This window comes from Luedemannella helvata, from assembly GCF_039528415.1.
GTDB lineage: Bacteria > Actinomycetota > Actinomycetes > Mycobacteriales > Micromonosporaceae > Luedemannella > Luedemannella helvata.
The window spans coordinates 51,114-76,642 of the sequence record NZ_BAAALS010000003.1; the positions used below are offsets into that span (position 1 = coordinate 51,114).

21 protein-coding genes and 1 riboswitch are annotated in these 25,529 nt (G+C 72.5%); of the genes, 5 read left to right on the top strand and 16 right to left on the bottom strand.

Annotation, left to right across the window (positions count from 1 at the left end; genetic code table 11):
* Positions 1-7: 7 nt before the first annotated feature.
* From ABD191_RS03875 to ABD191_RS03890, 4 genes are all read right to left on the bottom strand, one after another.
* Entirely contained in the window at positions 8-1,006 is a 999-nt protein-coding gene (locus tag ABD191_RS03875) for a ribonucleotide-diphosphate reductase subunit beta (RefSeq protein WP_344076862.1), read from the bottom strand.
* The gene (locus ABD191_RS03880) at positions 1,003-3,297 is read right to left on the bottom strand and encodes a ribonucleoside-diphosphate reductase subunit alpha (RefSeq protein WP_344076864.1); all 2,295 of its coding nucleotides are present in this window, start codon (positions 3,295-3,297) and stop codon (positions 1,003-1,005) included. The genes ABD191_RS03875 and ABD191_RS03880 overlap by 4 nt, the downstream gene beginning before the upstream one ends.
* Before the next feature lie 128 nt (positions 3,298-3,425).
* Positions 3,426-3,638, bottom strand: a riboswitch (cobalamin riboswitch).
* A gap of 161 nt (positions 3,639-3,799) precedes the next feature.
* Positions 3,800-4,504, bottom strand: a complete 705-nt coding sequence (locus ABD191_RS03885; protein WP_344076866.1) for a YqjF family protein — start codon at positions 4,502-4,504, stop codon at positions 3,800-3,802.
* 95 nt (positions 4,505-4,599) lie between these two features.
* On the bottom strand, positions 4,600-5,535 hold the full coding sequence (locus tag ABD191_RS03890; RefSeq protein WP_344076868.1) for a proline dehydrogenase family protein: 936 nt from the start codon (positions 5,533-5,535) through the stop codon (positions 4,600-4,602).
* A gap of 128 nt (positions 5,536-5,663) precedes the next feature.
* Here ABD191_RS03890 and ABD191_RS03895 point away from each other — a divergent pair, with 128 nt between their 5' ends.
* A complete protein-coding gene (locus ABD191_RS03895; RefSeq protein WP_344076870.1) occupies positions 5,664-6,161 on the top strand; it encodes a DinB family protein in 498 nt (165 codons plus the stop codon).
* Here the strand turns inward: ABD191_RS03895 and ABD191_RS03900 are convergent.
* The 3 genes from ABD191_RS03900 to ABD191_RS03910 are packed head-to-tail and all read right to left on the bottom strand — an operon-like array spanning position 6,145 to position 8,455.
* Positions 6,145-7,302 carry an acyl-CoA dehydrogenase family protein gene (locus ABD191_RS03900; RefSeq protein ID WP_344076872.1) on the bottom strand — a complete coding sequence of 386 codons (1,158 nt, stop codon included), beginning with the start codon at positions 7,300-7,302 and terminating at the stop codon, positions 6,145-6,147. The genes ABD191_RS03895 and ABD191_RS03900 overlap by 17 nt on opposite strands.
* Positions 7,299-8,174, bottom strand: a complete 876-nt coding sequence (locus ABD191_RS03905; protein WP_344076875.1) for a class-II aminoacyl-tRNA synthetase family protein — start codon at positions 8,172-8,174, stop codon at positions 7,299-7,301. Before ABD191_RS03905 ends, ABD191_RS03900 begins: the two co-directional genes overlap by 4 nt.
* The gene (locus tag ABD191_RS03910) at positions 8,174-8,455 is read right to left on the bottom strand and encodes a phosphopantetheine-binding protein (RefSeq protein WP_344076877.1); all 282 of its coding nucleotides are present in this window, start codon (positions 8,453-8,455) and stop codon (positions 8,174-8,176) included. Before ABD191_RS03910 ends, ABD191_RS03905 begins: the two co-directional genes overlap by 1 nt.
* A gap of 162 nt (positions 8,456-8,617) precedes the next feature.
* Here ABD191_RS03910 and ABD191_RS03915 point away from each other — a divergent pair, with 162 nt between their 5' ends.
* Positions 8,618-10,321 (top strand): condensation domain-containing protein, encoded by a 1,704-nt coding sequence (locus ABD191_RS03915; protein ID WP_344076879.1) that lies wholly within the window; start codon positions 8,618-8,620, stop codon positions 10,319-10,321.
* 33 nt (positions 10,322-10,354) lie between these two features.
* On the opposite strand, the gene ABD191_RS03920 is transcribed toward ABD191_RS03915, so the two are convergent.
* From ABD191_RS03920 to ABD191_RS03940, 5 genes are read right to left on the bottom strand one after another with little or no spacing between them, the layout of a single operon-like run.
* The gene (locus ABD191_RS03920) at positions 10,355-12,130 is read right to left on the bottom strand and encodes a flavin-containing monooxygenase (protein WP_344076881.1); all 1,776 of its coding nucleotides are present in this window, start codon (positions 12,128-12,130) and stop codon (positions 10,355-10,357) included.
* A gap of 25 nt (positions 12,131-12,155) precedes the next feature.
* A complete protein-coding gene (locus ABD191_RS03925; RefSeq protein WP_344076883.1) occupies positions 12,156-12,926 on the bottom strand; it encodes a PIG-L deacetylase family protein in 771 nt (256 codons plus the stop codon).
* Complete coding sequence (locus ABD191_RS03930) at positions 12,923-13,588, bottom strand: cytidylyltransferase domain-containing protein (RefSeq protein ID WP_344076885.1); 666 nt, start codon at positions 13,586-13,588, stop codon at positions 12,923-12,925. Before ABD191_RS03930 ends, ABD191_RS03925 begins: the two co-directional genes overlap by 4 nt.
* Positions 13,589-13,590: 2 nt before the next feature.
* Positions 13,591-14,949: an amidohydrolase family protein gene (locus tag ABD191_RS03935; protein WP_344076888.1), complete on the bottom strand. Its 1,359-nt coding sequence runs from the start codon at positions 14,947-14,949 to the stop codon at positions 13,591-13,593.
* A gap of 2 nt (positions 14,950-14,951) precedes the next feature.
* Complete coding sequence (locus ABD191_RS03940; protein WP_344076890.1) at positions 14,952-16,256, bottom strand: serine hydroxymethyltransferase; 1,305 nt, start codon at positions 16,254-16,256, stop codon at positions 14,952-14,954.
* A 295-nt stretch (positions 16,257-16,551) separates the two neighbouring features.
* Between ABD191_RS03940 and ABD191_RS03945 the strand changes: the two genes are divergently transcribed.
* Positions 16,552-17,448 carry a hypothetical protein gene (locus tag ABD191_RS03945; RefSeq protein ID WP_344076892.1) on the top strand — a complete coding sequence of 299 codons (897 nt, stop codon included), beginning with the start codon at positions 16,552-16,554 and terminating at the stop codon, positions 17,446-17,448.
* 25 nt (positions 17,449-17,473) lie between these two features.
* Here the strand turns inward: ABD191_RS03945 and ABD191_RS03950 are convergent, their stop codons facing one another.
* Together ABD191_RS03950 and ABD191_RS03955 are read right to left on the bottom strand one after the other, a co-directional pair.
* A complete protein-coding gene (locus ABD191_RS03950) occupies positions 17,474-18,625 on the bottom strand; it encodes a pyridoxal phosphate-dependent aminotransferase (protein WP_344076894.1) in 1,152 nt (383 codons plus the stop codon).
* 24 nt (positions 18,626-18,649) lie between these two features.
* Positions 18,650-20,251, bottom strand: coding sequence for a thiamine pyrophosphate-binding protein (locus ABD191_RS03955; RefSeq protein WP_344076897.1), 1,602 nt, complete (start codon positions 20,249-20,251; stop codon positions 18,650-18,652).
* Between the two features lie 110 nt (positions 20,252-20,361).
* On the opposite strand from ABD191_RS03955, the gene ABD191_RS03960 reads away from it, so the two are divergent.
* Together ABD191_RS03960 and ABD191_RS03965 are read left to right on the top strand one after the other, a co-directional pair.
* A complete protein-coding gene (locus ABD191_RS03960) occupies positions 20,362-22,152 on the top strand; it encodes an AMP-binding protein (protein WP_344076899.1) in 1,791 nt (596 codons plus the stop codon).
* A gap of 113 nt (positions 22,153-22,265) precedes the next feature.
* Positions 22,266-22,835, top strand: coding sequence for a MauE/DoxX family redox-associated membrane protein (locus tag ABD191_RS03965; protein ID WP_344076901.1), 570 nt, complete (start codon positions 22,266-22,268; stop codon positions 22,833-22,835).
* Between the two features lie 3 nt (positions 22,836-22,838).
* Here ABD191_RS03965 and ABD191_RS03970 read toward each other — a convergent pair whose 3' ends face one another.
* Positions 22,839-24,017 (bottom strand): ARPP-2 domain-containing protein, encoded by a 1,179-nt coding sequence (locus tag ABD191_RS03970; protein ID WP_344076903.1) that lies wholly within the window; start codon positions 24,015-24,017, stop codon positions 22,839-22,841.
* Positions 24,014-25,438, bottom strand: a complete 1,425-nt coding sequence (locus ABD191_RS03975; protein WP_344076905.1) for a hypothetical protein — start codon at positions 25,436-25,438, stop codon at positions 24,014-24,016. Before ABD191_RS03975 ends, ABD191_RS03970 begins: the two co-directional genes overlap by 4 nt.
* Between the last annotated feature and the right edge of the window lie 91 nt (positions 25,439-25,529).

Sequence of the window (25,529 nt, forward strand, 5' to 3'; positions counted from 1 at the left end):
CGGCCTTTCAGAAGTCGTCGTCGAAGCGGACGCTGCCGGTCACCCCGACCTGGTAGGCGGACACGCGGCGCTCGAAGAAGTTGGACAGCTCCTGCACGTCCTGCAGGTCCATGAACGCGAACGGGTTGCGGCTGCCGTAGCGGGGCGCGATGCCGAGCGCGGCCAGCCGCCGGTCGGCGACGTGCCGCAGGTACTCGCGCATGTCGGCCAGGGACAGGCCGGACACGCCCTGTTCCAGCAGGTCGGCCGCGAACTGCACCTCGCACTCGACGGCCTCCGCCAGCATGTCGCTGACCTGCTTCTCCAGCTCGGCGTCGAACAGGTCCGGCTCCTCCGCGCGGACGGTGTCGATCACGTCGAAGGCGAACGCCATGTGCATCGACTCGTCGCGGAACACCCAGTTGGTGCCGCTCGCGAGCCCGTGCAGCAGGCCGCGCGAGCGCAGGAAGTACACGTACGCGAAGGCGCCGTAGAAGAACAGGCCCTCGATGCACGCGGCGAAGCAGATCAGGTTGAGCAGGAACGCCCGCCGGTCGGCGCGGGTACGCAGTTCGCGCAGCTCGAAGATCGAGTCGATCCACCGGAAGCAGAACTCGGCCTTGCGGGCGATCGACGGGATGTTCTCCACGGCCGCGAACGCCGCGAACCGCTCCGCCTCGTCGGGCACGTACGTGTCGAGCAGGTTCAGGTAGAACTGGACGTGCACGGCCTCCTCGAACAGCTGCCGCGACAGGTAGAGCCGGCCCTCGGGCGAGTTGACGTGCTGGTAGAGGTTGAGCACGAGGTTGTTGGCGACGATCGTGTCGCCGGTGGCGAAGAACGCGACCAGCCGGCTGACCAGGTGCCGCTCGGCGGCCGACAGCCTGGCCAGGTCGGCGAGGTCGGCGTGCAGGTCGACCTCCTCGACCGTCCACGTGTTGCGGATCGCGTCCCTGAACCGGTCGAAGAAGTGCGGGTAGCGCATGGGCCGCAGGGTGAGGTCCATGCCGGGTTCCAGCAGGGTCATTGGCACGCCTCGCACGACTCGGGGTTCTCCAGGGAGCAGGCCTCGGCGTCGCTGGTGAGCGCGATCGTGGCCTGCTGGATGCGCGTCGCGGGCCGCGAGCGCAGGTAGTACGTCGTCTTCAGCCCGGCCTTCCAGGCGTAGAGGTACATCGAGGACAGCTTGCCGATGGTCGGCGCGGCGAGGAAAAGGTTCAGCGACTGCGACTGGTCGACGTACGGCGCCCGCGCGGCGGCCAGGTCGATCAACGCGCGCTGGGACAGCTCCCAGGCGGTGCGGAACAGCTCCCGCACGTCGGCCGGGATGTCCACGATGTGCTGCACCGACCCCTCGGCCCGCTTGATCTGGTCGCGCACCAGCGGCGTCCACAGGCCGCGCGCCTTCAGCTCCCGTACGAGATAGGTGTTGATCTGGAGGAACTCACCGGACATGGTCTCGCGCTTGAACAGGTTCGACACCTGCGGCTCGATGCACTCGTAGCAGCCCGCGATCGACGCGATCGTCGCCGTCGGCGCGATCGCGACGAGCAGCGAGTTGCGCAGCCCATGCTCGGCGACGCGGTTCCTCAACGCCGCCCACCGGTCGGTCTGGGTCGGCTCCGCTCCCCAGAGATCGGCGTGGAGCGCGCCGCGCGCGGCGCGGGTCTGCGGGTAGGCGGGGTGCGGTCCGAACCGCTCGGCCAGCGTCGCCGACGCCTCCAGCGCAGTCAGAAAAACCTCTTCCTGTACGCGCGTGGAAAGCTCCTTCGCCTGCTCGGAGTCGAACGGCAGCCGGAGCGTGAAGAACGCGTCCTGCAGGCCCATCAGCCCGAGCCCGACCGGCCGCCACCGGGGGTTCGACGCCGCGGCCTGCTCCGACGGGTAGAAGTTGAGGTCGATGACCCGGTCGAGGAACACCACGGCGGTGCGCACCGTGTCCCGCAACGCGTCCCAGTCGACGCCGTCCGTGGTGACGTGCGCGCCCAGGTTGACCGAGCCGAGGTTGCACACCGCCGTCTCGGCGTCGCTGTTCACCTCAAGGATCTCGGTGCACAGGTTCGACAGGTGGATCGTGTTGCCGGGCGCGCCCGTCTGGTTGGACAGCCGGTTGGCCGCGTCCTTGAACGTCATCCAGCCGTTGCCGGTCTGCGCCAGGGTGCGCATCATCTTCCCGTACAGGTCGCGGGCCCTGACCGTCCTGACGGCCTTCTTCTCCGCCACCCGGTAGGCCTGCTCGAACTCCTCGCCCCACAGGTCGGGCAGCTCCGGCGCGTCCGACGGGTCCACCAGCGACCAGTCCTCGTCGGCCTCCACGCGGCGCATGAACTCGTCCGGGATCCAGTTGGCCAGGTTCAGGTTGTGGGTACGCCGGGCCTCCTCGCCGGTGTTGTCGCGCAGCTCCAGGAACTCCTCGATGTCCGGGTGCCACGGTTCGAGGTAGACGCAGGCCGCGCCCTTGCGCCGGCCGCCCTGGTTGACGGCGGCGACTCCCGCGTCGAGCGTCCTGAGGAACGGCACGATGCCGTTGGACCTGCCGTTCGTGCCGCGGATCAGGGCGCCCCGGCCGCGCACCCGCGACCAGGAGATGCCGATGCCGCCGGAGAACTTCGACAGCCTCGCCACCTGGTGGTAGCGCTCGTAGATCGAGTCCAGCTCGTCGCGCGGCGAGTCGACCAGGAAGCACGACGACATCTGCGTGTGCCGGGTGCCCGAGTTGAACAGGGTCGGCGAGCTGGGCAGGTAGGCCAGCGACGACATGAGGCGGTAGAACCCGATCGCCTCGGCCGGCGTCCGCGACAGGCCGCACGCCACGCGCAGCAGCCAGTACTGCGGGGTCTCCACGGTCTGCCGGGTCGTCGGATGGCGCAGCAGGTACCGGTCGGCGACCGTACGCACCCCGAAGTACTCGAACCGCAGGTCGCCGTCCGGGTCGACCGCGTCGTCGAGCTCGCGGGCGTTGCGGGCCACGAACGCGGCCGTCGCGTCGCCGATCAGCCCCTGGTCGTGGGCGTAACGGATCGACTGGCTGAAGCTGGCGATGCCCTGCCCGCGCACCTCCTTGTCGACGTACGCGGCCAGCAGCCGGGCGGCCAGCTTCGAGTACTGCGGCTCCTCGCCGATGAGTTCGGCCGCCGTCTGGATCGACAGCTTGTCCAGCTCGGCCGTTGTCGCGCCGTCGTACAGCCCGCTGATCGTCTTCGTGGCCACCCGCAGCGGGTCGACCTCGTCGAGGTCGGCGACCCACCGCTCCACCGCCTTGACGATCTTGTTGACGTCCACGGGTTCGGCGTCGCCGTTGCGCTTGTGTACCTGCATCGTCCCCCTCCTCGTGCCAGGGGTCGTCGGCGCGCAGGAGGACGCCGCCGGGGGCACCACGGCGGCACGCCGCGGGCCCGGCTGGTGGCGTCGGCCGTCCCGCGCGGCCTCCGACCGCCACGCACCGGACGGCGCGCGGCGCGCTGGCAGGTCTTCGGACTCGCGGGCACGACCTCACGGTCGCCTACTGGCCGTCGCTTCCCAGGCCGTTTAGGCCCAGTGCTTCGTGACGGCGGTCGTTCCCCCTCACCGCTGCGGGGCAGTCCCGGACTCGCACCGGGTTCCCTCTTGCCTCGACCGTCCGCACGCGGACGATCGAACCAGCTGCGACACCCACGATATATGGGTGCACCCGGCGAGAGTCAACACCACATGATGTGTCGGCGTGTCGCGGCCGCTCGGTTGGCGCGGTGGTCACGGCAAGGGCAGTCGCGTACCGAACTCCTCGCCGAATGCAATACGTAGGGCCACTCTGTGCGGCTGCCCACGGGTGAGGGCGAGATCAGGTAAGGACGGATGGGAGGCCGATGCGGACCTTGACCGGCTCCGCGACGTGCACGAGCGGGGCGCCGTTCGGGGCCGGCAGGCCGGCGGCAATGACGAGGTCTTCGTGCAGGTGGACGGCCGTGCCGGAGCGCAGTCGCCACGGCCGGTGCGTGACGTCGACCGCCACGCACCGGCCGAGGTGCGCGGAGTACAGGCGGTACCGGGCGGTGAGAAAGTCGTCGAGCGGCCCGGCCTCGATCGGAGACCCGGGCCGCAGGACCAGGTCGTACCCGGCCCTGCCGCCGCGGCGCAGTCCCCGGTAGCGCACCGTCCCGGCGTCGGCGTGGATGCTCATGGTCGACCAGTGGTAGGGCAGGCCCAGGCTGGCGCGCGCCCCGAGCACCGCCGGCAGCCGCGCGGCATCCACGGACAGAAAGAAGATCCCCGCCCGCCCGTCGGGCCCGGTCACGTACGTGCGCAGGTTCGTCTCGGGAAACCGCGACAGCCAGGGCACCGGGGGCACGCCCGGCGGGCGTACGCCGTCCATGAGCAGGGGGATGATGCCCACCCACGCGGTCGCGTCGAACGACTGCACCGTCAGGCCCGGCGGCAGCAGCGGCTGCACTGCACTCACCGGGTACGGCCAGTGCAGGAACGACACGCGCCGCCACCGCTGGATCATCACGGCGGTGCCGAGATCGGGCGGCGTCCGGGCGGTCATGGCCGCGTCCCTACCCGCGGCGACGGCCGCTAACCGTCATTGGTACGCCTTGGCCTGCATTCCGTACAGCTCGGCGTAGCGGCCGTCGGCGCGCATCAGCTCGTCGTGGCTGCCGCGAGGGCGCGCAGCAGGAACAGCAGGTTCGCGGGCCGCTCGGCGAGGCGGCGCATCAGGTAGCCGTACCACTGGGGGCCGAAGGGCAGGTAGACGCGCATGCCGTAGCCGGCGGCGGCGAGCCGGCGTTGCTCGTCCCCGCGCACGCCGAGCAGCATCTGGAACTCGAAGCCGTCCTGGCCACGGCCGTGCCGGTCGGCCAGGTGCGCCGCGATCGCCACGAGGCGCGGGTCGTGGGTGGCGACCATGGGGTACCCGGTGCCGCGGAACAGCTCACGCAGGCACCGTACGTAGGCCAGGTCCACATCGGACCGCCGTTGGAGGGCGACGGACGACGGCTCGCGGTAGGCGCCCTTGACCAGGCGGACCCGGGCACCGGCGCGGGCGAGGTCCGCGCAGTCCGCCGGGGTGCGGCGCAGCGCCGCCTGGAGGACGACGCCCACGCTCGGGAAGTCGCGGCGCAGGGCGTCCGCGATCGCGAGGGTGGAGTCCGTGGTGGTGTGGTCCTCCATGTCGAGGGTGACCAGCACGCCGGCCTTGTCGGCGGCGGCACAGACGACCTGGGCGTGGTCAAGGGCGCGGGCGTGCCCGTCGCCGGCCAGCTGACCCAGGGCCGACAGCTTGATGGACAGCTCGTACGCCGGGCCGGTGAGCCCGCTGTCGGCCAGCCGCTGGGCGAGCGCGACAAAGCCGTCGCGGGTGGTGGCCGCCCGCGCGGGATCCTCCACGTACTCCCCGAGTGAGTTGAACGTCGCCCGCAGGCCCTGCGCGACGAGGCCGGCGGCGACGTGCACGGCCTGCTCGTCGGTCTCGCCGGCGACGAACCGGGTCACCAGCGACCGGGTCGGCGGCAGCGTCTCCACGACGCCCCGGACCCGTTCGTCGCGCGACGCGAACAGCAGCGTACGACGCAGCACAGCACCGTCCCCCTCAGCACTGCCCCGGCGCGTCACCAGCGCGCAAATGATCGACGCAGCCCTATCGGCGGTAGAGCTTACCTGTGATCAGGTTGCCGTCGACGTATGGGCATTAATAACATGACGCGGTGTCTGATCTCGATGTGCTTTTCGAACACCACCTGTGGGCCACGCGGACGCTCATCGAGCATTGCCAGACCCTGACGCCCGAGCAGCTCCAGTCGTCGAGCCCGGGCACCTACGGCGCGATCGTGCCGACCCTCATCCACATCGTCGCCGAGGACCAGCGGCTCCTGCAGCGACTGACGGGCGAGTCGGCCGAGGTCGTCGTGACCGAGGGCGACGACCTCACGCTGGAGCGCCTGCACGAGATCTGGCTCGGCCAGTCGGAGCGGTGGCGCGCGGTGCTCAAGGCGCGCGAGACGCTGGACGTCACCCTGCCGGCGCGTGGGCCGTGGCCGGAGGTGCCCGGGGCCCGGCCGCTGGTGCTGCTGGAGGCCATCCAGCACAGCAACGACCACCGTACGCACGTCAACACCGTGCTCAGCGTGAACAACCTGCCGTTCCCCTACCTGTGCGGCTGGATGTTCTGGCGGTCCACCGGCCGGGTCACGGCAGGGTCTTGACCACGGCGAGCGTGGCGCCGAGGGCGTCCAGCAGCCGCTCGTTGCGGATCATCAGCGGCGCGCTCATGGCGTCGCGCAGGTGCCGGCCGAGCGAGGCCGGCGTGTCGAGCAGGTAGGCGTCCAGGCCGATCGCGGTCATCGCCCCGACCACGAGGTCGACGACGCCGGCCGACACGCGGACCTTCAGGGCGTTGAGCGCGACCTGTTCGCGCAGCCCGGCGACGTCGTCCCGGTCGCCGCCGGGACGGATGGACACGGCGGCGGCCTGCTGCCGGCAGAACGCGGTCAGCTCGTACAGGGTGGTGACGTGTTCGACGTAGCCGCGCGGCAGCGGGCCGCGGGCTCCCCGGCGCAGGTGGCGGCCGGCGACGTCGAGGGCGTCCGTGGCGATGCCCAGCCAGACGCTCGCCCACAGCACGTGGCTGGCCGGCAGCATGGTGGTCGACAGGACGTGGGCGAAGTCGTCACCCAGCACCCGACTGTGCGCCACGCGCGCGTCGACGGTCGCCCCGACGCTTCCGGTTCCCCGCAGCCCGAGCGCGTGCCACGGGCGGGTCACGGTCAGGTCCGTCCGCTCGCCCGCGCCGGTCGGGACCCGGTCGAGTAGCAGCAGCACCTGGTCGCTGGCGACCGCGGCGGCCGAGCGCCGCGCGGTGACGAGCAGCGTGTCGGCCGCCTCCGCGTACGAGATGGTGCCGATCTCCTTGCGCAGCCGCACGAAGCCGTCGCCGTCCGGTTCGAGTGCGGCCAGGCTGGCGCGGATGCCGTCCGCGCCGCGCTCCGACGTACCGGACGCGCACAGCGACTGGCGCTCGGCCGCGAGGCGCAGGTGCTCGCGGATCGCCGGCTGGGACAGGCCGTGGCGGACCAGGCAGGCGACCTGGATCTGGTGCATCGCGAAGATCATCGCGGTGGAGCCGCACGCGCGGCCGAGCAGGGCACACACCTCGGCGGCGTCGGGTATGTCGAGCCCCGCGCCGCCGAGTTCGGCCGGGATCAGCAGGGCGAGCAGGCGTTCGTCGCGCAGCGCGGCCACCGCCTCGGCCGGAAACCGCGCGGCGCCGTCGACCTCGTCGGCGTACGCGCGGGCGGTCGCGGCCGCGCGGGTTGCGGCCTGGCGGACGTGTACCGGCAGCGTCACGCGGACCCCGCGAGGCCGACCACGGCGCGCGCCGCCGACGGCCACGCCGCCGGGTCGGTGCCGTGGTGGGCGAAGGCGGCGAGGACCGCGCGCTCCAGGCCGAATCCCACGCAGGCGGACACCGCGCCGCCCCCGATCGCGTACGGGCGGGTGAAGTGCGTCTCGTGGTGGTTCACGGACGCGAGCGCGACGCCCGCCCCGCGCAGCACGTACTCCTGCTTGAGGTCGCGCTCGCGCTGCTCGGCGGCGAGCACCCGGCCGCCGGGGCCGAAGAACGGGTCCGTGGCGGGGCACCGGTCGACCGGCAGGCCCAACTGGTCGAACAGCGCGCGCGCCGTGTCGTGGGCCCAGGTCAGGAAGGCGCCCACGGCCGCGTCCGGGCCGACGAAGACCACCTCGTGCATCCGGAAGTACTGCATCCGGAACGGGTCGTCGCTGGGCTCGCGGCGAAAGCAGTACCCCATGGTGTCGAAGCGGACGGCCGTCGCCACGGTGCTGTGGGCGAGGTGGGGATAGACGGCGTAGCAGGCGGCCGGGCGCAGGGCCAGTTCGGACGGTTCCAGCAGGTCCGTCCAGCCGGCCGGGTCGGCTCCCCACGCGGCGGCGTCCGGCCGGGCGCAGACGCTGATCGCGGCGGCCAGGTGGGGAAACGCGCGCGCGTAGCCGACCCGGGCGAGGTCGTCGGCCCGGACCGCGGGCGGGAACCGCAGGTGACGCGCCCCGGCCTCACCGGCGAGCGAACTGAGCGTGGCGGACAGCGCGGCCAGCATCCGCTCGAAGCGGCCGTCCGTGCCGTAGATCCCGGCGACGGAGCCGGGGAACAGGTATCCGTCGCGGTGCAGGGTGTCCCGCAGGTCCCGGCCGGTGAGCATCAGTCGCTGGGCGCGAAGGGCGCCACGGCCGCCCACAGCGTCGCGGGGGTGGCGAAGTTGCGCGCCACGAGCACCTCGTCGGGGAACTCCAGGTCCCACTCGTCCTGCAGGAGCAGGACCAGCCCGGTGCGGCCGAGGCTGTCGAGGCCGAGCGCGGCCAGGTCCGTGTCGGGGGTGAGCCGGAAGTCGTCCGGGACCTCGGGCAGCATCGAGACGATGCCGTCCGCGAAGGCGGCCGGCCAGGCGTGGTCCACTTCGGTGTCGCCTCCTGCAGGGCGCATCTGCCAACTCCCCCCGTGCGGTGTTTCCCCGGATCTTAGCGAGACATCGAAATCGTCCAGCATTCGAGTTCGTTGACCTTCCGATGGCCGGTGGGTAGCCTCCGCCAGGGTGCCGAGCCGCATTCGCGACGATCGAACAACGGGGGATGTCCCATGCGCGCCGTGACGAGCCGACGGGTGACCTTCGCCGCGGGCGAGTCCGTGGTCGCCCCGCTGGCCTGGGGCCAGTACGCCATCTGGAAGCCGCTGCAGTGGTTCGGCGACGAGACCCAGTCGTTCAACCTGACCCGGTCGTTCACCCTGGCCGACGGCGTGACGGAGGACCGCTTCGCCGACGGCGTACGGCGCCTGGTCGAGGAGCACGCGTCCCTGCGCACCCGGTTCGTGGCGGGGGAGCAGCACATCGCCGGCGCCGGCGAGCTGGGGGTGGCCCTGCATCCGCTCGACGGCGCCGACCCGGCCGAGCGGGCCGCGGAGATCGCCACAAGCATGGCGGCGGACAGTTTCGACCTGACGAGCGAGTGGCCCGTCCGGATCGCCGGCATCGTGTCACCCGAGGGTCACGTGGTGGCCGTTTCGTTGGTCGCCTCGCACGTCGGCGTCGACTCGTGGGCGCTCGTCAGCCTCGGTGACGACCTGCGCGACCTCCTCGAAGCGCCCGAGCGGACGCCCGCGCCCGCGGTGCGGTGGGACGCGCTGCGCCAGCTCGAGTTCGAGGCGTCGCCGGCGGGCAAGCGGGTCGAGTCGTCGTCGCTGTCGCACTGGGCCGCCCGGCTGCGCCTGGCGCCCGCGTCCATGTTCGACTTTCCCCAGGCGCCCTCGGACGGGCTGCCGATCCACCGGTACCGGCTGGTGTCCAGGGCGGTCGCCGCCGCCGCGCCGATCGTGGCGACCCGCTCGCGCGCGTCCGTGTCGACCGTCCTGCTGACGGTCGCGGCGTCCTGGCTGGCGGCCTACTGCGGGCATGACACGGCGGCGTTCCAGCTCATCGCGGGCAACCGGTTCGACCCGCAGTCGCGCGCCCTGCGGGCGCCCACCGCCCAGGACGGCCTGTTCGTCCTGCCGGTGCCCGACGGCGACCTGTCGGCCGCCGCGCGGACCGTGCTGCCCATCGCCGCGCGGGGGTACCTCAACGCGCGCTACCACCCGGAGCGGCTGGCCGAGCTGAAGGCGGAGATCGGGGCCGCGCGCGGGGTGCGGTTCGACCTGTCGGCGTACTTCAACGACGTGCGCCGCGACGGCGACTGGGCGCCGCCGCTGCCGGACGCGACCCCGGCCGACCTCGCGGCGCTGCGCGAGCAGAGCACCTTCACGCAGTTCCCATCGCTGCCGCGCCACGACATGAAGTTCATGGTCAACTTCAACTATCTCGGCGCGGAGGGCTGCGGCATCCTCCTCCTCACGGACGCGCGCTACCTGCCGGCGCCGGCCGGCGAGCGGTTCCTGCGCGGGCTCGAGCTGATCCTCTGCACGGCCGTCCACGAGGAGCTGACGGTGGCGGAGGCGGTCCAGCTCGTCGGGGTCGAGCCGGCCGCCCGCGATGCCGACTGGGTACGCACGGCGACCGGCTGGGTCCACGTGCCGGCCGCGCGTGCGCTCCTGGCGGACGCGGTCCCCGACCGGCCCACGGCCGTGTTCTGCCGGCCGGCGGCCGACCCGGAGCTCACCGAGCTGGTCGGCTATGTCGCGGGCGACGCGCCTGAGTCCCTTGTGGACCTGCACCGGCGGGTGGTCGCGGCCCTGCCCGAGCGGCCGGGCGTGGCGACGCCGGACGAGTACGTGGTGTGCCGGGCGCCCCAGGGCGTCGCCGAGGCGGACTGGGCGGCGTCCGCGGTGCTGTCACGCGGCTCCGGCCGGACGGGCTGACCGGGCCCGGCACAGCGCCGGGCCCGACGCCGGTCACGGCTGGGCGCCCGCCCGGAACTCCAGGCCCTCGAAGGCGCCGGAGGACCGCCACTCCTTGATGTAGCGGAAGAACACCTGCGCGCCCTGCGGATGGCCGACGAAGAAGGACCGGCGCGGGCCGGTGTCCTGGCCCTCGTTGTTGTACGAGCCGGGCGTGCAGTCCGGCGCGCCGACATTCGAGGTCGAGCCGAGCAGCAGGTCCATCCAGGCGTCCTCGGCCTGCTTGGTGACCTCCACCTCGGCGTACCCGTGGTCGAGGGCGTGCTTGACGATCTGGGCGATCGTGGTGCCCGACTCCAACAGGTTGTGCGGGATGTTCGCGATCAGCCGGGCGCCGTGCGAGGGCTGCACGACGAACACGTTCGGGAAGCCGTGCACGTGGATGCCGTGCAGGGTCCGCATGCCCTCCTCCCAGTACCGCGCCAGCGTGGTCGTGCGGCCCGTGAGGTCGAAGCCGGACCGGTCGGTGAACGGCGTGCTGACCTCGAACCCGGAGGCGTAGATGACGCAGTCGACCGGGTACTCGACCTCGCCGACGACGAGGCCGCGCTCGGTGATCCGGGTGACCCCCCGGCCGTCGGTGTCGACCAGATGGGTGTTGGGCCGGTTGAACGACTGCAGGTACTCGTCGGAGAAACACGGCCGCTTGCACAGCTGCTTGTACCAGGCCTTGAGCCGGCGGGCGGTCTCCGGGTCCTCGACGACGGCGTCGACCCGGGCGCGGATCTCCTCCATCTTCTCGAAGTCGGCGTTCTCGTACGCCTCGCTGATGCCCTCGCGGGTCAGCTGCGCCCGGCTCAGCTTGCGGATGTGGTCGCGGGCCCGGCGGGCCAGGTCCGACCAGGCGTCCATGACGAGGTCCTCGCGCGCCGAACCGGACTGGTTGGCGGTGAAGTTCTCCAGCCAGCGCTGCTGCCAGCCCGGCGTGGCGATGGACGCGAACCACTCCGGGTCCGTGGGCTGGTTGTTGCGGACGTCGACCGACGACGGCGTGCGCTGGAAGACGAACAGCTCCCGGGCCGCCTCGGCGAGCCTCGGTACGCACTGCACGGCGGTCGCGCCCGTCCCGACGATGGCGACCCGCTTGTCGGCGAGCTTGTCCATCGGCGCGCCGAGCGGGTCGCCCCCGGTGTACGCGTAGTCCCACCGGCTCGTGTGGAAGCTGTGGCCGCCGAAGGTCTCGATGCCGGGGATGCCGGGCAGCTTCGGCACGTGCAGCGGCCCGGTGCCCAGGCAGACGAACTGGGCGGTGAACTCGTCGCCGCGGTCGGTCCGCACGATCCACCGGGACCGGGCCTGGTCCCACTCCAGGTCGGTCACCTTCGTGTGGAACAGGGCGTTGTCGTAGAGCCCGTAGTGCTTGCCGATGCGCTGGCAGTGTTCCAGGATCTCCGGGCCGTGCGCGTATTTCTCGGTCGGCATGTACCCGGTCTCTTCGAGCAGCGGCAGGTACACGAACGACGCGGTGTCGCACTGCGCGCCCGGGTACCGGTTCCAGTACCAGGCGCCGCCGAAGTCGCCGCCCTGCTCGATCAGCCGGACGTCGTCGACGCCGGCCTCCTTGAGGCGGGCGCCCGTGACCAGCCCGCCGAGGCCGCCGCCGATGAACGCGACCGTGACGTGGTCGCGCCGGGGCGCGCGCTCGACGCGGGGGGTGAACGGGTCGGTCTCGTCGCCGGTCCACTTGCGGTACTGCAGCGGGCCGTCGGGACGCAGCCGCTTCGCGCGCTCCTCGGCGTACTTGAGCTTGAGGGCATCCTTGTCGATCATCAGTGGCCAATCGTCGCGGGTGGTTCTACCACCGGAGGCTGTGGGCGGCGGCGCTGTCGGCGGGGGCGGGCGGCGGACCGGCCCCGGCGTTGGAGCCGGTCTGGATCCGCACGTACGCCTCCGCGTAGTCGCAGCCCACGTAGGAGCCGTTGTGGCGCATCCGGTCGCGCACCCAACCCAGCGACGCCACCGGGTCGCTGTGCTCGGTGAACTGGCTCTTGTGCTGGAGGATCGCCTCGATCTTGCGGTCGGCGTAGCGGCTGACGTCCACGAAGTGGTTCGGCTCGCGCAGGCCGGGCAGCCACGCCTCCTCCACCACATGCGGTTCGAGCCCGTCGGCGAGCAGGTCGGGGTAGGCCCGCGGGTTGCGGGCGTCCGGGTAGATGGCCGACAGCACGGCCTCGCCGGCCGCGAAGTGGTCGGGATGCGACGCCCCGATCGGGAACGTGAGGGACCGCTGCGGCCAGTGCGTGAGCACGATCCCGGGCCGCCACCGCCGGATCTGGCGCGTCACCGCGCGGCGCAGCGCGACGTCCGCGGTCAGCTCACCGTCGCGGAAACCGAGAAAGACCACATCGTGTACCCCCAGCGCGGCCGCGGCGGCCCGCTGCTCGGCGTACCGGACGGCGCTCACGTCGTCGGCCGAGGGCCTCGGGTTGGAGCCGCCCAGCGAACCGTCCGTGCACACGACGTAGACCACCTCGGTGCCCTCGTCCGTCAGCCGGGCCACCGTCGCGCCGAAGCTGAACTCCGCGTCGTCGGGGTGGGCCGCGACGACCATCACGCGTCCCGTCACGGCTGGCGTTCCTCGGCGGCGAGGTGGGCGTAGACCGCCTGGGCCAGCCGGAAGTCGTCCTCGGTGTCGATATCCACGGTCAGGTTGGTCGCGTGGAACCAGTGCGGTTCGGCGCCGATCGGGCCGAGCCGCAGCACGGTCGGGCGGCGCAGGACCGACAGGGTGAAACCCAGCTCGTACCGGGTGGGCAGGTGCTGCGACGGGACGTGCCAGGGGCCGAAGCCGAACCCCATGGGCCGGTAGTCCGTGTCGAGCATGTACTTGGTGCGCGGGTAGACGACCACCAGGGAGTCGTGCTTGTCGCGCACCTCGGCCCACCGCTCGAGGCAGTCGGCGTAGGCGTCGAACAGCGGGTCGGTCGCGTGGCACCACATGATGTCGTCGTCGCCGGGCACGTCGCGGCACACGTCGGAGACCACGGAGGCGTACGGCGTGGCGTTCTCCGCCAGGTGGGCGGGCCGGTCGAGGAACCGCACGCCGCGCGCCTCCACGGCCGCGCGCCGCGCCGGATCCTCCGAGCTGACGTAGATGTCCTCGGGCGGCAGGACCCGCAACAGCTTGTCGATGAGCAGGTCCAGCAGCGAGCGGTCGCCGTGGAACGGCCGGAAGTTCTTGTCGATGACGCGGGTCGACGACGACTTGGCCGGGATGACAGCTTTCATCTTCACTTCCTGGCGAGCGACGTGGGCGTACGGAGGTGGTGCGGGCAGCAGGGGACGTCGGCGTCGTCGTCGGGCTGCGGGGCCGGGTGGCCCTCCACGATGTCCGTGGCGAGCGCGTCCAGGTCGAGCACCCGACCGTCGAAGACGACGTGCTCGATCTCGCGCAGCGCGGTCACGTCGGCGAGCGGGTCGGCATTGAGCAGCAGCAGGTCGGCCCGCTTGCCCACGGCGACCGTGCCGCGGTCGTGGGCGAAGCCCCACGCGGTGGCCGCGTCGCTGGTCGCCATGCGCAGCGCCCGCGCGGGCGTGAGCCCCGCCCGGGCGTACAGGGCCAGTTCGCGGTGCAGCGAGTCGCCGGGGAACGTGTACCAGGTGCCCGCGTCCGAGCCGGCGACGACCAGCGCGCCGCCCTCGACCATCGCGGCGAGGTTCGCCAGCGACCTCGTGAATCCCTCCCGGTACAGCGGCAGTTGGCCGTTCTTCTCGTACAGGCTGCGCCGGGCGCGGGCGTACGCGCCGACCACCTCCGGGGGCGAGGCGGCCGGCAGCGGGATGCGCCACCGTTCGAGCGAGCGCGACTCGTACGACGCGAGCGTCGGGATGACGATGACGCCGCGCTTGACGATCTCGGCGGTCAGGCCGTCCGGGAGGTCGTCGACGACGCCGTGGCCGATGATGTCCGCGCCCACCTCGACGGCGTCCGCGGCGTGCGCGCCGGAGGCGACGTGCACGGCCGCGCGGAAGCCGCGCCGGTGCGCCTCGGCGATCAACTCGGCGAGCAGGTCCTTCGTGAGGTTGGGCAGGGTGCCGAACACGTCGTCGTAAACGATCTTGACGAAGTCCGGCCGGACGGCCGTGATGCGCTCGATCTCGCGGTCGACGTCGTCGCGGGTCACCACCGCCGAGGCGGCGTCGCCGACCGAGCAGTCGCAGAAGCCCCCGGGCGCGTTGAGGCACCCGTACGACGTCATGATCCGCGGGCCGAGGAACCGGCCGGAGTTCACGTCCTCGCGCACGGTCTCGGGCGACGAGCCCGGGAAGTCGCCGCCCACCGTGAAGAAGTCGATCACGCTGGTCACGCCGTGGAGCAGGTACTGCTTGAGGGTGCGGGTGAAGTCCGGGCGGACGTCCAGGAAGCCGTTGAAGGCCACGTGCACGTGCGAGTCGATCAGACCGGGCACCAGGTAGCGCCCGGTCCCGTCCAGCCGCTCCGGTGACGGGTCACCCGCCGCGCCCGGCTGGTGCGGCGCGATGGCGCTGATGCGGCCCGCGCCGTCCACGGTCACGTCAAGGCCGGGGTCGAGCACCCCGGCCGTCACGTCGACGACCGCGACGTTCTGGATGATCATTGGTGCGGGCATGCTCAGACAAGCTCCTCGACGTCGGCGTCGTACCACGGATGCTCGAAGGTGCCGAACCGGCGACGGATCTCGCCCGCCCGCTCGCGGACGGCGTCGGTGACGGCCGGCTCGCCACGGCCGCGCAGGACCAACTCGATGAGCTCCGCGATCTCGGTGATCTCGGCGGGGCCCATGCCCAGGGTCGTGACGGCGCAGGTGCCGAACCGCAGGCCGCTGGGGCGTCGGGGGGACTGGGCGTCGTTGGCGACCTGGTTGCCGTTGGCGAGGATGCCCGCCGACGCGAGCCAGCGCGCGGCGACGTCGCCGGTGACGTCGAGCTTGCGCAGGTCCAGCAGGCACGCGTGGTTCTCCGTGCCGTCCGTCATGAGGTCGAAGCCGCGCAGCGACAGCTCGTCGGCGAGGTGGCGGCAGTTCTCGACCACCTGGCGGGTGTAGGCCCGGAAGGGCTCGGTGAGCGCCTCGCCGAGCGCGGCCGCGACGCCGGCCAGGATCCGCACGTTCGTGCCGCCCTGGCAGATCGGCGAGACGGCGCGGTCGATCGCGGGACCCAGGTGCGCCCGGGCCAGGATCAGGCCGGCGCGCGGCCCGCGCAGTGTCTTGTATGTCGCCGCGGTCATGATGTCCGCGTACGCGGCCGGGCTCGGGATGGCGCCGCCCGCGATCAGGCCGGCGGACTGGGAGATGTCCGCGACGAGCACCGCGCCGACCTCGTCGGCGATGGCCCGCAGCGCGGCGAAGTCCCACAGTCGCGGGTAGGACGTGTCGCCGCAGAAGATGGCGCGGGGACGTTCGCGCCGGGCCGCCGCGGCGATCAGCTCGTAGTCCAGCGTGGACTTGTTCGCGCACACCCCGTACGGCACGACCCGGAACATGCGGCCGATGAGGTGCAGCGTGCTGCCGGTCGTGTAGTGCCCGCCCGCGGCGGTCTGGAGTCCGAGCACGACGTCGCCGGGCTGCAGGACGGCCGCGGCGGCCGCCAGGTTGGCCATCGTTCCCCGGTACGGCTGGACGTTGGCGTACTCGACGCCGAACAGCTCGCACGCCCGGTCGATCGCGAGCCGCTCGATCTGGTCGGCGACGGCCTGGCCCTCGTGGTAGCGGCGCCCCGGGTAGCCCTCGGAGTGGACCGATTCGAGGATCGGGTGCATCGCCATGCTCACGCGCGGGCTGATGTAGTTGACCGCCGCGATCAGGTTGATCGCATTGGCCTGCAGCGCCAGCTCCGACGCGATCAGCCGCGTCACGATCGGATCACCGCCGGGCGGCGCCATGGGCGCGCGATCGATGGAGATCACCGCATCGTTCATGATTACTTCCCCCGCTGTTGTGCTCACGCGATCATATATCGACATGTCGTTCGGTGATCGTTCCCCTCTGGACAGTCCCGCGCGGCTGCGGTGGACGTCCGCGCTCCCGCCGCTCTTCCTGCGGCGACTGTAGGGGGCGCCGGCAAGCCGTGGCAAAGGCAGAATCGAAGGGCGTCAAAGGTGACAGAACCCGTTATGGATGTAGATATTGACGCACGTGCCGGTGGTTCGTGCGGCTCTGGTTCAATATCGTCAGCCCAGACCCGCGATCCGGAGGGACTGTCCGTTGGTCGACATGTACCTATCGTCCATCTCATACACGTACGGCGAGCAGCGGCTCATCCGCGAACTCGGCGAGGATGGTTGTGACGACGCCCGGCTCAAGGAGGAGCGCCTGGAGCACTACCGCGCCACCGACGTGTCGAGCCTCGACATGGCCCGCGACGTCGGCGCGCGTACCCTCGCCGCGGCGGGTGGCACGTGCGACCTGATCCTGTTCGCCACCGAGACCCGCGACGGCCCCGAGATCCTGACGGCCAACGCGCAGCTCGCCAACGCGCTCGGGCTGCCCGGAGCGATCGTCATGTCGGTCGGCGGCCACGCGTGCGGCAACCTCGGGCTGCTCCTGCAACTGGCCCGCGGCCTCGTGGCCACCTCGGCGGCCGAGTCGATCCTGATCATCACGTCCGACCGGGTGGTCAACCGGCCCCGCATGATGGCCGGCGCGCTGTCGGTGCTCAGCGACGGCGCCGCCGCGGCGTACGTGTCGCGGGAGCGGCCCGCCGGCCCCGGCCCGACCTTCGTCGTGCACGGCGTCGCGGTGAGCGGCGACTCGCGCGGCGGCACCGCCGACGCGAGCCCGGCCGCGCAGCTGCGTACGGTGCAGCTCGGCCGGGCGGCGGCCAAGGGCCTCAAGGCGGCCACCGGGCGGGGGCCCAGGGACTTCACCCGGGTGCTGTTCAACAACTACCGCACGGCGTCGCTGCGGTTCCTGACCGGCGCCGCCGGCTTCCTGTCCCCGCAGCTGCTGATCGGCCCCGTCGCCGAGTACGCCCACTCGTACGCGGCGGACCTGCTGACCAACCTCGCCCTGATGCACGACGAGGGCGCGATCACGGCCGGCGACCGGCTCGCGCTGGCCGCGACCGGCCCACACTCGTGGGCGATGATCGACGTCGAGGTCGCGGCGTAGCGGCGCGCAACCCGCCTGGTCGCGGTCAGACGGCCGCGATCAGGCGGTCCAGCGCCGTGGTGAGCCGCTGGGGGTCCTGGGCGAAGCAGATGCGGAAGTACTGCGGGCGCCCGTCACCGAAGAATGCCGAGCCGGGGGCGAGGCCGACGCCCGCCCGCGTGACGAGCTGCCGGGCGTACTCCAGGTCGTTGTCGACCCCGTCGATGCGGAAGTACGAGTAGAACGACGCCGGCACCGGGGCCGCCTCGATGCGGTCGACCTCGGCGAACGCCTTCGCCACCAGGTCGCGGCCGAGGGTGCACCGGGCCAACATCTCGTCGACGAACGGCTCGCCCTCCCGGATCGCGGCCACGCCGGCGTGCTGGACGAACGTGGCCGAGCCGGTGCTGTTGATCGCGCTCAGGTTGCCGACCTGGTGGGCCAGCTCGGCCGGGTGGACGAGCCAGCCGAGCCGCCAGCCGGTCATCGACCACGTCTTCGAGAAGCTCTGCACCACGAACACGGGATCGTCGGGGGCCGCCACCTCCAGCATGGACGGGGCGGCGATCGAGCCGTCGTACACGATGCGGTTGTAGACCTCGTCCGAGATCACCCAGATGCCGCGACGGCGCGCCAGCTCCAGCAGCTCCCGCTGCTCGGCGCCGGTCATCGTCCAGCCGGTCGGGTTGCCCGGCGAGGCCACGAACACCGCCCGGGTGCGCCCGTCGCACGCCGCGGCGACGCGCTCCAGGTCGAGGTGCCACGCGCCGTCGTCGTCCGTGAGGGTCACGAACCGGGCCTCCGCGCCCATCGACTCGACCGCGATGACGACGTTCGGCCAGACCGGCGCGACGATCACGACATTGTCGCCCGCCTCCACCAGGCACTGCAGCGCGATCATGATGGAGGTCATGCCGGACGAGGTCGCCGAGATCCGGTCGAGGTCGACATCCAGGCCGTGGGTGCGGTGGTGGTAGTCCCTGATGGCCGCGCGCAGCGGCGCGATCCCGCGCCGGTCGGAGTACAGCGTCCTGCCCTCCCGCATCGCCCGCTCGGCCGCCTCGCGCACCACCGCGGGCGTGGGCAGGTCGGACTCGCCGAAGCACAGGCTGATGGCGCCGTGCTCATTGGCGAGCCGCGAGATCTCCACGATGAGCTGGCGGCGCATCGTGGCAAGCGCGGGACGGAACGGGGGCACGGTCACTCCTCGGGGCGGGTGCGGTCAGCGGACGCGGGGCAGCCGGATCAGCGACCACGGGCTGGGCATGTCACCGACGGGCAGCTCGATGACGGTGGGCAGATCGTCACGCCGGAACGCCTCCACGATCCGGGCGGTGAGCTCGTCGGACGTCTCGACGCGCACCCCCCGCGCACCGAACGCCTCGGCGAACGCGACGAAGTCGGGGTTGTGCAGGTCGGTGCCCACGGTCTCGCCGTTGCGGGCGAGCTGCGAGCGGCTCACGTTCGCGTAGTTGTTGTCGTTGAAGACCACGGCGACCACGTTGACGCGGTGCCGCACCGCCGTGGCGAGTTCGACCGCCGTGTAGAGGAAGCCGCCATCGCCCGAAATGGACAGGACGGGCCGGGTGGGGTTGGCGACCTTGACCCCGAGCGCGGTCGCGAACCCGCAGCCGAGCGCCCCCTGGTACGTGGCCGGAACGTACGTGGACGGGCTCCACGCGGCGAAGCCCATCCGTGAGACGTAGCCCACCTGCGTCAGCTCGTCGACGAAGAAGCCGTCCGCGGGCAGGGCGGCGCGCAGGGCGCGCAGCAGTTCAGCCTGCGGCGCCAGCCGCGCGAGATCCGCCTCGAACTCCGCCCGGGCCTCCTTGAGCCGCGACAGCCACGCGGACCGGTCGTCCGGGCTGTCCGGCAACCGGCTCAGCAGCGCCTCGACGGTCAGCGCGGCGTCCGCCACGACCGCCACGGCCGGCTCGGCCACCCGGTTGATCTCCTCCGGGTCGAGGTCCACCCGGATCACCCGCAGGCCCGTCAGGCCCCACTCCACGGACGGCCGCATGAGCCGGGTGCCGATGGCGAGCACGACGTCGGCCTCCGCCCACAGCCGGTGGGCCACCGGCAGCGGCACGGACAGCTCGTGCTCGTCGCTGACGACGCCGCGCCCACCCATGTTCGACGTCACCGGCGCGCGCAGGCGCTCGGCCAAGCGGGTGACCTGGTCGGTCGCGGCCCGCGCGCCGCTGCCGACCACAATCAACGGAGTACGGGCGGCAGCCAGCTCCGCGACCGCGGCCTCGATGGCCGTCGCGTCGGGCGCCCGGCTGACCGGCGGATCCGTCCAGCCGGCCGGCGCCGTGACCGGGGCGGCGAACACGTCCGTCGGGATCTCGATCGCCACCGGGCGGGGCCGGCCGGAACGCAGCCGGTGGAAGGCCTCGCCGAGGACCGCGGTCACCTCGTCGGGCGTGCCGACCCGCGCCGCCCAGCCGGTCACCCCGCGCAGCACGCCGAGCTGGTCGGGCAGCTCGTGCGGGAACCCGTACCGCCGGTCGAGCATCGGGGTGGGGATCTGCCCGGCGATGCACAGCACCCGCGAATCCCCGGAGTACGCGGTCGCGAGCCCCGCCGTGGCGTTGAGCACCCCGGGCCCGGAGATGACGGCGCAGGCGCCGATGCGGCCGGTCGAGCGCGCGTACCCGTACGCCATGAAGGCGGCGCCCTGCTCATGGCGGGTGTGCACGACGCGGATGTCCGTGCGGGCGAGGGCCCCGAACAGGGCGTCCATCTGTTCGCCGGGAACGGTGAACAGCACCTCGACGCCCTCGTCGACCAGCTTCTGGACGATGTGGTCAGCGACGTTCATCTGTGGGCGGCCCCCGTGCGACACATGGCGAGCAGTGTCGCACACCCCATCGTGCCAGTTCTATCTAGCGATAAGATCGCGGTCACCGGGAAGGCTCGGGGGACAAGGGAGTGACATTGCAGACGAACGGCGCGCTGCTCTTTCGTGATCATGTCGAGGCGGCGCCCGACCGGGCCGCCTTCGTGTTCGGCGAGGAGGGCGACGAGCGGACCGTGACGTACGCCGAGCACCACGACGCCATGACGCGGATCGCGTCCGGCCTGGTCGCGGCGGGCCTGGAGACCGGTGCCCGGGTGCTCATCTCGGCCCCGCCCGGGCCGCAGCTGCTGTGGGCGGTCTACGGCACCATCCGCGCGGGGCTGACCGCCGTCATGTGCGACCCCGCGATGAGCGGCTCCGGCGCGGACGCCTTCCTGCGCAGGGCCGACTGCTCCGCCGCGATTGTCGGCGGCACCGGCGCGGTGGCGGAGGCGGTCGGGCGCTCGGCCCTGCCGCACCGGTTCACGATCGGCGACCGCACGTTCGACGACCTGGTGGCCGCCACGCCGGTCGAGCTGCCCGAGGAGGTGCCCGCGCGCCACCCGGCGCTGGCCTACTCGACGTCCGGCAGCACCGGCGAGCCCAAGCTGGTCATCAAGACCCACGAACACCTGCACCTGCTCGCCCGCTACCGCAGCGGCGCCTACACGGCCACGACCATGGCCTCGGGCGACGACGCGACCCGGTATCTCGTGGCCACCTCGCTCTACCACACGTCCGGCCTCAACGCCGGTGTGATGCTGGGCCTGCTGCGCGGCTGGACCGGCGTCATCGCCGACTCGTTCAACCCGGGAAAGATCCTGCACAAGCTGTCGCGGCAGCGCTGCGCCACCGTGATCTTCACGCCCTCGCAGGCCGCCGTGCTGCTGCGGGAGCGCGAGCTGCTCGCGTCGCTCGACTTCGGCGCGCTGCGGTCCGTGCGGGTGGGCAGCGGTCCGTCCACTCCGGAGCTGCTGCGCCGCCTGCAGGCCGCCCTGCCGGGCGCCGAGGTGCTCAACATCTACGCCCTGACCGAATGCGCGCCGTGCCTGGGCCAGCCGCCCGGCGAGAAGCAGCCGCTGGCCAGCTGCGGCCGCCCCTGGGCCGGCGTGACCGCGCGGGTCCTGGACGAGGCCGGCCGCGAGGTGTCCGAGGGCGAGCTCTGGATCAAGAGCGATCTGATCTCGGAGGGCACCATCCTCGACGAGGAGACGGCGCGCGACCGCTACGTCGACGGCTGGCTGCGCACCCGCGACATCTTCCGGGTGGACGATGACGGGTGGTACCACTTCGTCGGCCGGGCCGACGACATGTTCGTCTGCGGCGGCGAGAACGTCTACCCGGGCGAGGTGGAGCGCATCCTCGCCACCCACCCGGATGTCGTCGACGTGTGCGTGGTCGGCCTGCCGGACGCGAACCTCGGTGCGGTCCCCGCGGCCGCGGTCGCCCTCCGCCAAGGGTCGACCGCCACACCCGCCGACCTCGTCGCGTTCGTCCGCGAACGCGCCGCCATCCACCTCGTACCGCAGCGGATCGCCGTGGTCGGCAGGATTCCCACGCTGGGGCCCGGCAAGGTCGACCGCCGGCAGGTGCGCCAGGACCTCCTCGGCGCGCCCGGCGTCGCCGCGCCCGTCGCGAGTGCCTCCACCGACCCGATCCAGGAACAGGTCACCCAGATCTGGAAGGAGGTCATGGAGGTTGACGAGGTGGACCCGACGGTGTCGTTCTTCGACGCGGGCGGCACGTCCTCGCTGGCCCTCGAAATGGCCGCCCGACTCAATGAGATCAACATCACGGTCGACATCGGAGAGTTGTTCATCAACGGCAGCGTCGACGACATCGTCCGGCTCGTGGCCGAAGCGGAGGAGACCGCGACGGTGTGATCCATGGGCGGCGAGGTGTTGACATCGGTTGATCCGGCGGCATAGTTTCCGGCGGTATCGACCGGTCCGGCGCCGCACCGTGGCCGGCTGGCCGCACGCCGGGGAGGCGCCTCGTGGATTACCTGGCCCTCGCCGCCCGCGTCGCCATCGGGTTCACCTTCCTCGCCTCCGCGGTCAGCAAGCTGCACAGCCGGTCCGCGCGCGCCGAGTTCGCCACGGCCACGGCGACGATGCTGGCGGCCGTGCTGCCGGGACGGCCGGCGCCGGCGCGGTCCACGGTGGTCGCCGGGGTGGTGGCCGTGGCGGAGCTGGCGGTCGTCCCCCTCGTCGCCGTGCCCGACCTGGCCCGCGCCGGGCTGGCGCTCGCCGGGCTGCTTCTCGTCGCGTTCACCGTTACCATCGCCGCCGTACTGCGGCGCGGCACGCGCACCTCGTGCCGTTGCTTCGGCGGATCGTCGACCCCGCTGAGCGGCGTGCACCTGGTCCGCAACGCCGTCCTGCTGGCGGTCGCCGCGGTCGGGATCGTGCTCGGGCCCGGCGACCTCGCCCGCGTCACGGTCGCCGGCACGACCGTGGCGGCGGTGACCGCCATCGTCCTGGGCCTGCTCGTCACCCGGCTGGACGACATCGTGGACCTGTTCCGTCCCGCGCCCGTCACCCCGGCCCGGCGCCGCGACCCCTGAGCGTCAACGGGCCGCCCGCTGCTTGCGGGCGCGGTTGCGGCAGGCGTCGATGATGTCGGGCCGCAGCAGGTGACCGAACCCGCTGCGGTCCAGGCGCATCGTCAGCCCGTCCCGGTCGGTGCCGAGGGCCGCGGCGGTCGCGTCCAGGTCCCAGTCGGTCGCCGCGAGCTGGGACAGCAGGTACCCCCGCCGCGCCTGGGCGGCCGACAGCCGGAACGTCTTGAGGTACGCGAGCCGGCCGGCGTCGTCGGTGATGGTCTCGCCGATGTGGTTCTCCCCGTCGGGGTTGAACGCGGGCAGGAACCGGGACAGGGTGAACCGCCCCATCCGTCGCACCGGCGTGACCGCCAGATGCTCGGCGGCGAGCAGCCCGCCGGCCATCACGGCGTGGAACGCCGCCCAGTCGTCGCGCGTGCGGACCAGCTGCGCGCGCAGGTCCGCGACGCTGTCGACGCCGGTCTCGTCGAGGCGGGCGGTGAAGGCGGGCACGGCCGGGTACAGGTGGGCGTACTGGTACAGCAGCTCGCCGTAGAAGTCCTGCAACAGCGTGGGGTGCAGGGCCCGGTAGTCGTGCGGGTGGGGGACGACGAACGCGGCGGCGAGGGCGTCGGCGACGTAGAGCACCATGCCGCACTGGTCGGGGTAGATCTCGAACGTGCGCAGGGCGTCGTCGAGGCCGGCGATCGCCGCGCCGCTGTAGCTGGACTCGACCCGGGGCGACAGGCCGCGGGTGACGGCCTGGCGGGTCCACTCCTCCCAGGCGATCGTGGGGCCGCCGAAGTGCAGCGCCAGGTAGCCCTCCATGGCCAGGTGCAGCGGCAGGAACCGCAGCCGCTGCTTGTCCTCGCGGCGGGCCATGCGGCGGCGGAACACCAACCGGATCGCGGCGGGCGCGTCCGCCTCGGCCGGATCCCGCAGTTGGGTCCCGTAGGCGGCGGCCGGGGTCGCGTCCGTGGTCCAGGTGGCCACGAACCCGTGCGGGATGTAGGAGAAGTACGCCGTGCGCGGCGCCGTCTGGACGATCGACAGCGCGTCGGGCTCATACAGCTTGGCGTGCAGGCGGAGGTCGACGATGGGCTCGGCCCGCAGCAGCGGGACGAGCCGGACGGCGCCCCAGGTCTGGGCCGGGCCGGTGGTCAGCCCGGTGAGCGCGATGCCGTTGGTCACGGTGCCGTTGGTCATGCTGCCTCGCTGAGGAAACGGTCGACGCGGTCGGCCAGGTGGCGGCGCAGCTCGTCGAAGCTCGCCCCGCCGGTGGCGAAGCGGGCAAGCTCGACCAGGGCGGCGGCGTCCTCGGCGTCGCGGATGCCGACCGTGGCCACCCCCGGCGCGAGGCGGCGTACGTCGAAGATGTCGGCGTCGTAGACCGGGTTGAGGTGCACCACGGCCGTGGCCCCGGCGGGGTCCAGGCGCGCGGCCCACACGCGCAGCACCTCGGCGGCCTGGCCGGGCGGGGCGTTGTCCCAACCGTCGGAGACGATGACGAGCCGGTCGGGGCGGCGCTCAAGGCCGTCGAGGACGCGCTCGCCCAGCCCGGTGGCGCCGAGCGGATGCACCAGCAGCGGATCACCGCGGTGGTTGAGCCACAGGCCCTCGTACTGGGTGGCGAGCGCCTCCAGCAGGTAATGGGTGGCCAGGGCGACCGCGAGCGGCCGGCGGCGCTTCGTGCCGGAGCCGGCCGCGGAGTAGCTGTCGTCCAGGACCGCGACGACCCGGCCCCAGGTGCCGGCCTGCCGGCGGGCGGCCCGCCGGGCGGCCGCGCGCAGCGCGTCCGTCAGCTCGTCGCGCCGGCGGGCCCGCTCGGGTCGGGGCAGCGACAGCACGTACCCGGCCAGGCGGGTGAGCGGCGCGGTGGCGAGGTCCATCGCGACCCCGTCGGCCTTGTGCCGCGCGGCGCTGGCCTGCAGCCGCAGGCGCTCGGTGTCCGTGAGCCTCGGCGCGATGCCGGTGAGGAAGCGCGCCCGGTCGATGCCGTGCTGCGCGGCGAGCCCTTCGGCAACCGTGTACGGCAGCTCGTACAGGGCCCGCTGCTCGTAGTGGGCCCGGCGCCAGGACTCCAGGAGCGGCGTGACATAGCGCTTCGGGCGGCGCCAGTCGAACAGGACCGTACCCACCTCGTCGGGCAGCGCCAGATGGGCGTGCCGGGCGACGACCGCCAACGACCGGCGGTACTTGACCGCGTCGAAGGCCGGGTCGGGCCGGGCGGCCACCCAGTCGCGCATGATGGCGCGGGTACGCCGGTTGTTGACCCCGTGGCGGCGCAGCTCGCGGAACGCCGCGTAGACCCGCTGCGGTGGCAGCGTGCGCAGCCGCGCCGCGATCAGCCGCCCCTCCACGGCCCGCTGCTCGGCCGTGGCGGACCGCGCCGTGCGCAGCAGGCGCGTCACGACCATGGCGGCGTTGCGGTGGTTGATGTCGAGGGCAAGGGTCGCCGCGTACAGGTCGCGGTAGTTGCCCAGGACGTACTCGTGCAGGAAGTCCAGCGACAGGCGCTGTTCGGCGGCCTGGGAGTGAAACTCGCGCTGGCCCGTGGCGGCGACCGCCGCGTTGACGAACATGACCACGTCCTCGCACGCGACGCGGTCCGCCTGTGCTGTGGTCACTGCCGAACCTTCCGCCGGATGCCTGGTGCCGGCCGGGGAGTGGCGGCACGAACTGCGAAGCATCGCTTCAGAGGCGGGTTCCGGAAGTCGC

What these genes read in the sequence shown, in the direction of transcription:
- ABD191_RS03875 (WP_344076862.1), bottom strand. Translation starts at nt 1,006, where the DNA reads ATGACCCTGCTGGAACCCGGCATGGACCTCACCCTGCGGCCCATGCGC.
- ABD191_RS03880 (WP_344076864.1), bottom strand. Translation starts at nt 3,297, where the DNA reads ATGCAGGTACACAAGCGCAACGGCGACGCCGAACCCGTGGACGTCAAC.
- ABD191_RS03885 (WP_344076866.1), bottom strand. Translation starts at nt 4,504, where the DNA reads ATGACCGCCCGGACGCCGCCCGATCTCGGCACCGCCGTGATGATCCAG.
- ABD191_RS03905 (WP_344076875.1), bottom strand. Translation starts at nt 8,174, where the DNA reads ATGCTCACCGGCCGGGACCTGCGGGACACCCTGCACCGCGACGGATAC.
- ABD191_RS03910 (WP_344076877.1), bottom strand. Translation starts at nt 8,455, where the DNA reads ATGCGCCCTGCAGGAGGCGACACCGAAGTGGACCACGCCTGGCCGGCC.
- ABD191_RS03920 (WP_344076881.1), bottom strand. Translation starts at nt 12,130, where the DNA reads ATGATCGACAAGGATGCCCTCAAGCTCAAGTACGCCGAGGAGCGCGCG.
- ABD191_RS03930 (WP_344076885.1), bottom strand. Translation starts at nt 13,588, where the DNA reads ATGAAAGCTGTCATCCCGGCCAAGTCGTCGTCGACCCGCGTCATCGAC.
- ABD191_RS03935 (WP_344076888.1), bottom strand. Translation starts at nt 14,949, where the DNA reads ATGCCCGCACCAATGATCATCCAGAACGTCGCGGTCGTCGACGTGACG.
- ABD191_RS03940 (WP_344076890.1), bottom strand. Translation starts at nt 16,256, where the DNA reads ATGAACGATGCGGTGATCTCCATCGATCGCGCGCCCATGGCGCCGCCC.
- ABD191_RS03945 (WP_344076892.1), top strand. Translation starts at nt 16,552, where the DNA reads ATGTACCTATCGTCCATCTCATACACGTACGGCGAGCAGCGGCTCATC.
- ABD191_RS03955 (WP_344076897.1), bottom strand. Translation starts at nt 20,251, where the DNA reads ATGAACGTCGCTGACCACATCGTCCAGAAGCTGGTCGACGAGGGCGTC.
- ABD191_RS03970 (WP_344076903.1), bottom strand. Translation starts at nt 24,017, where the DNA reads ATGACCAACGGCACCGTGACCAACGGCATCGCGCTCACCGGGCTGACC.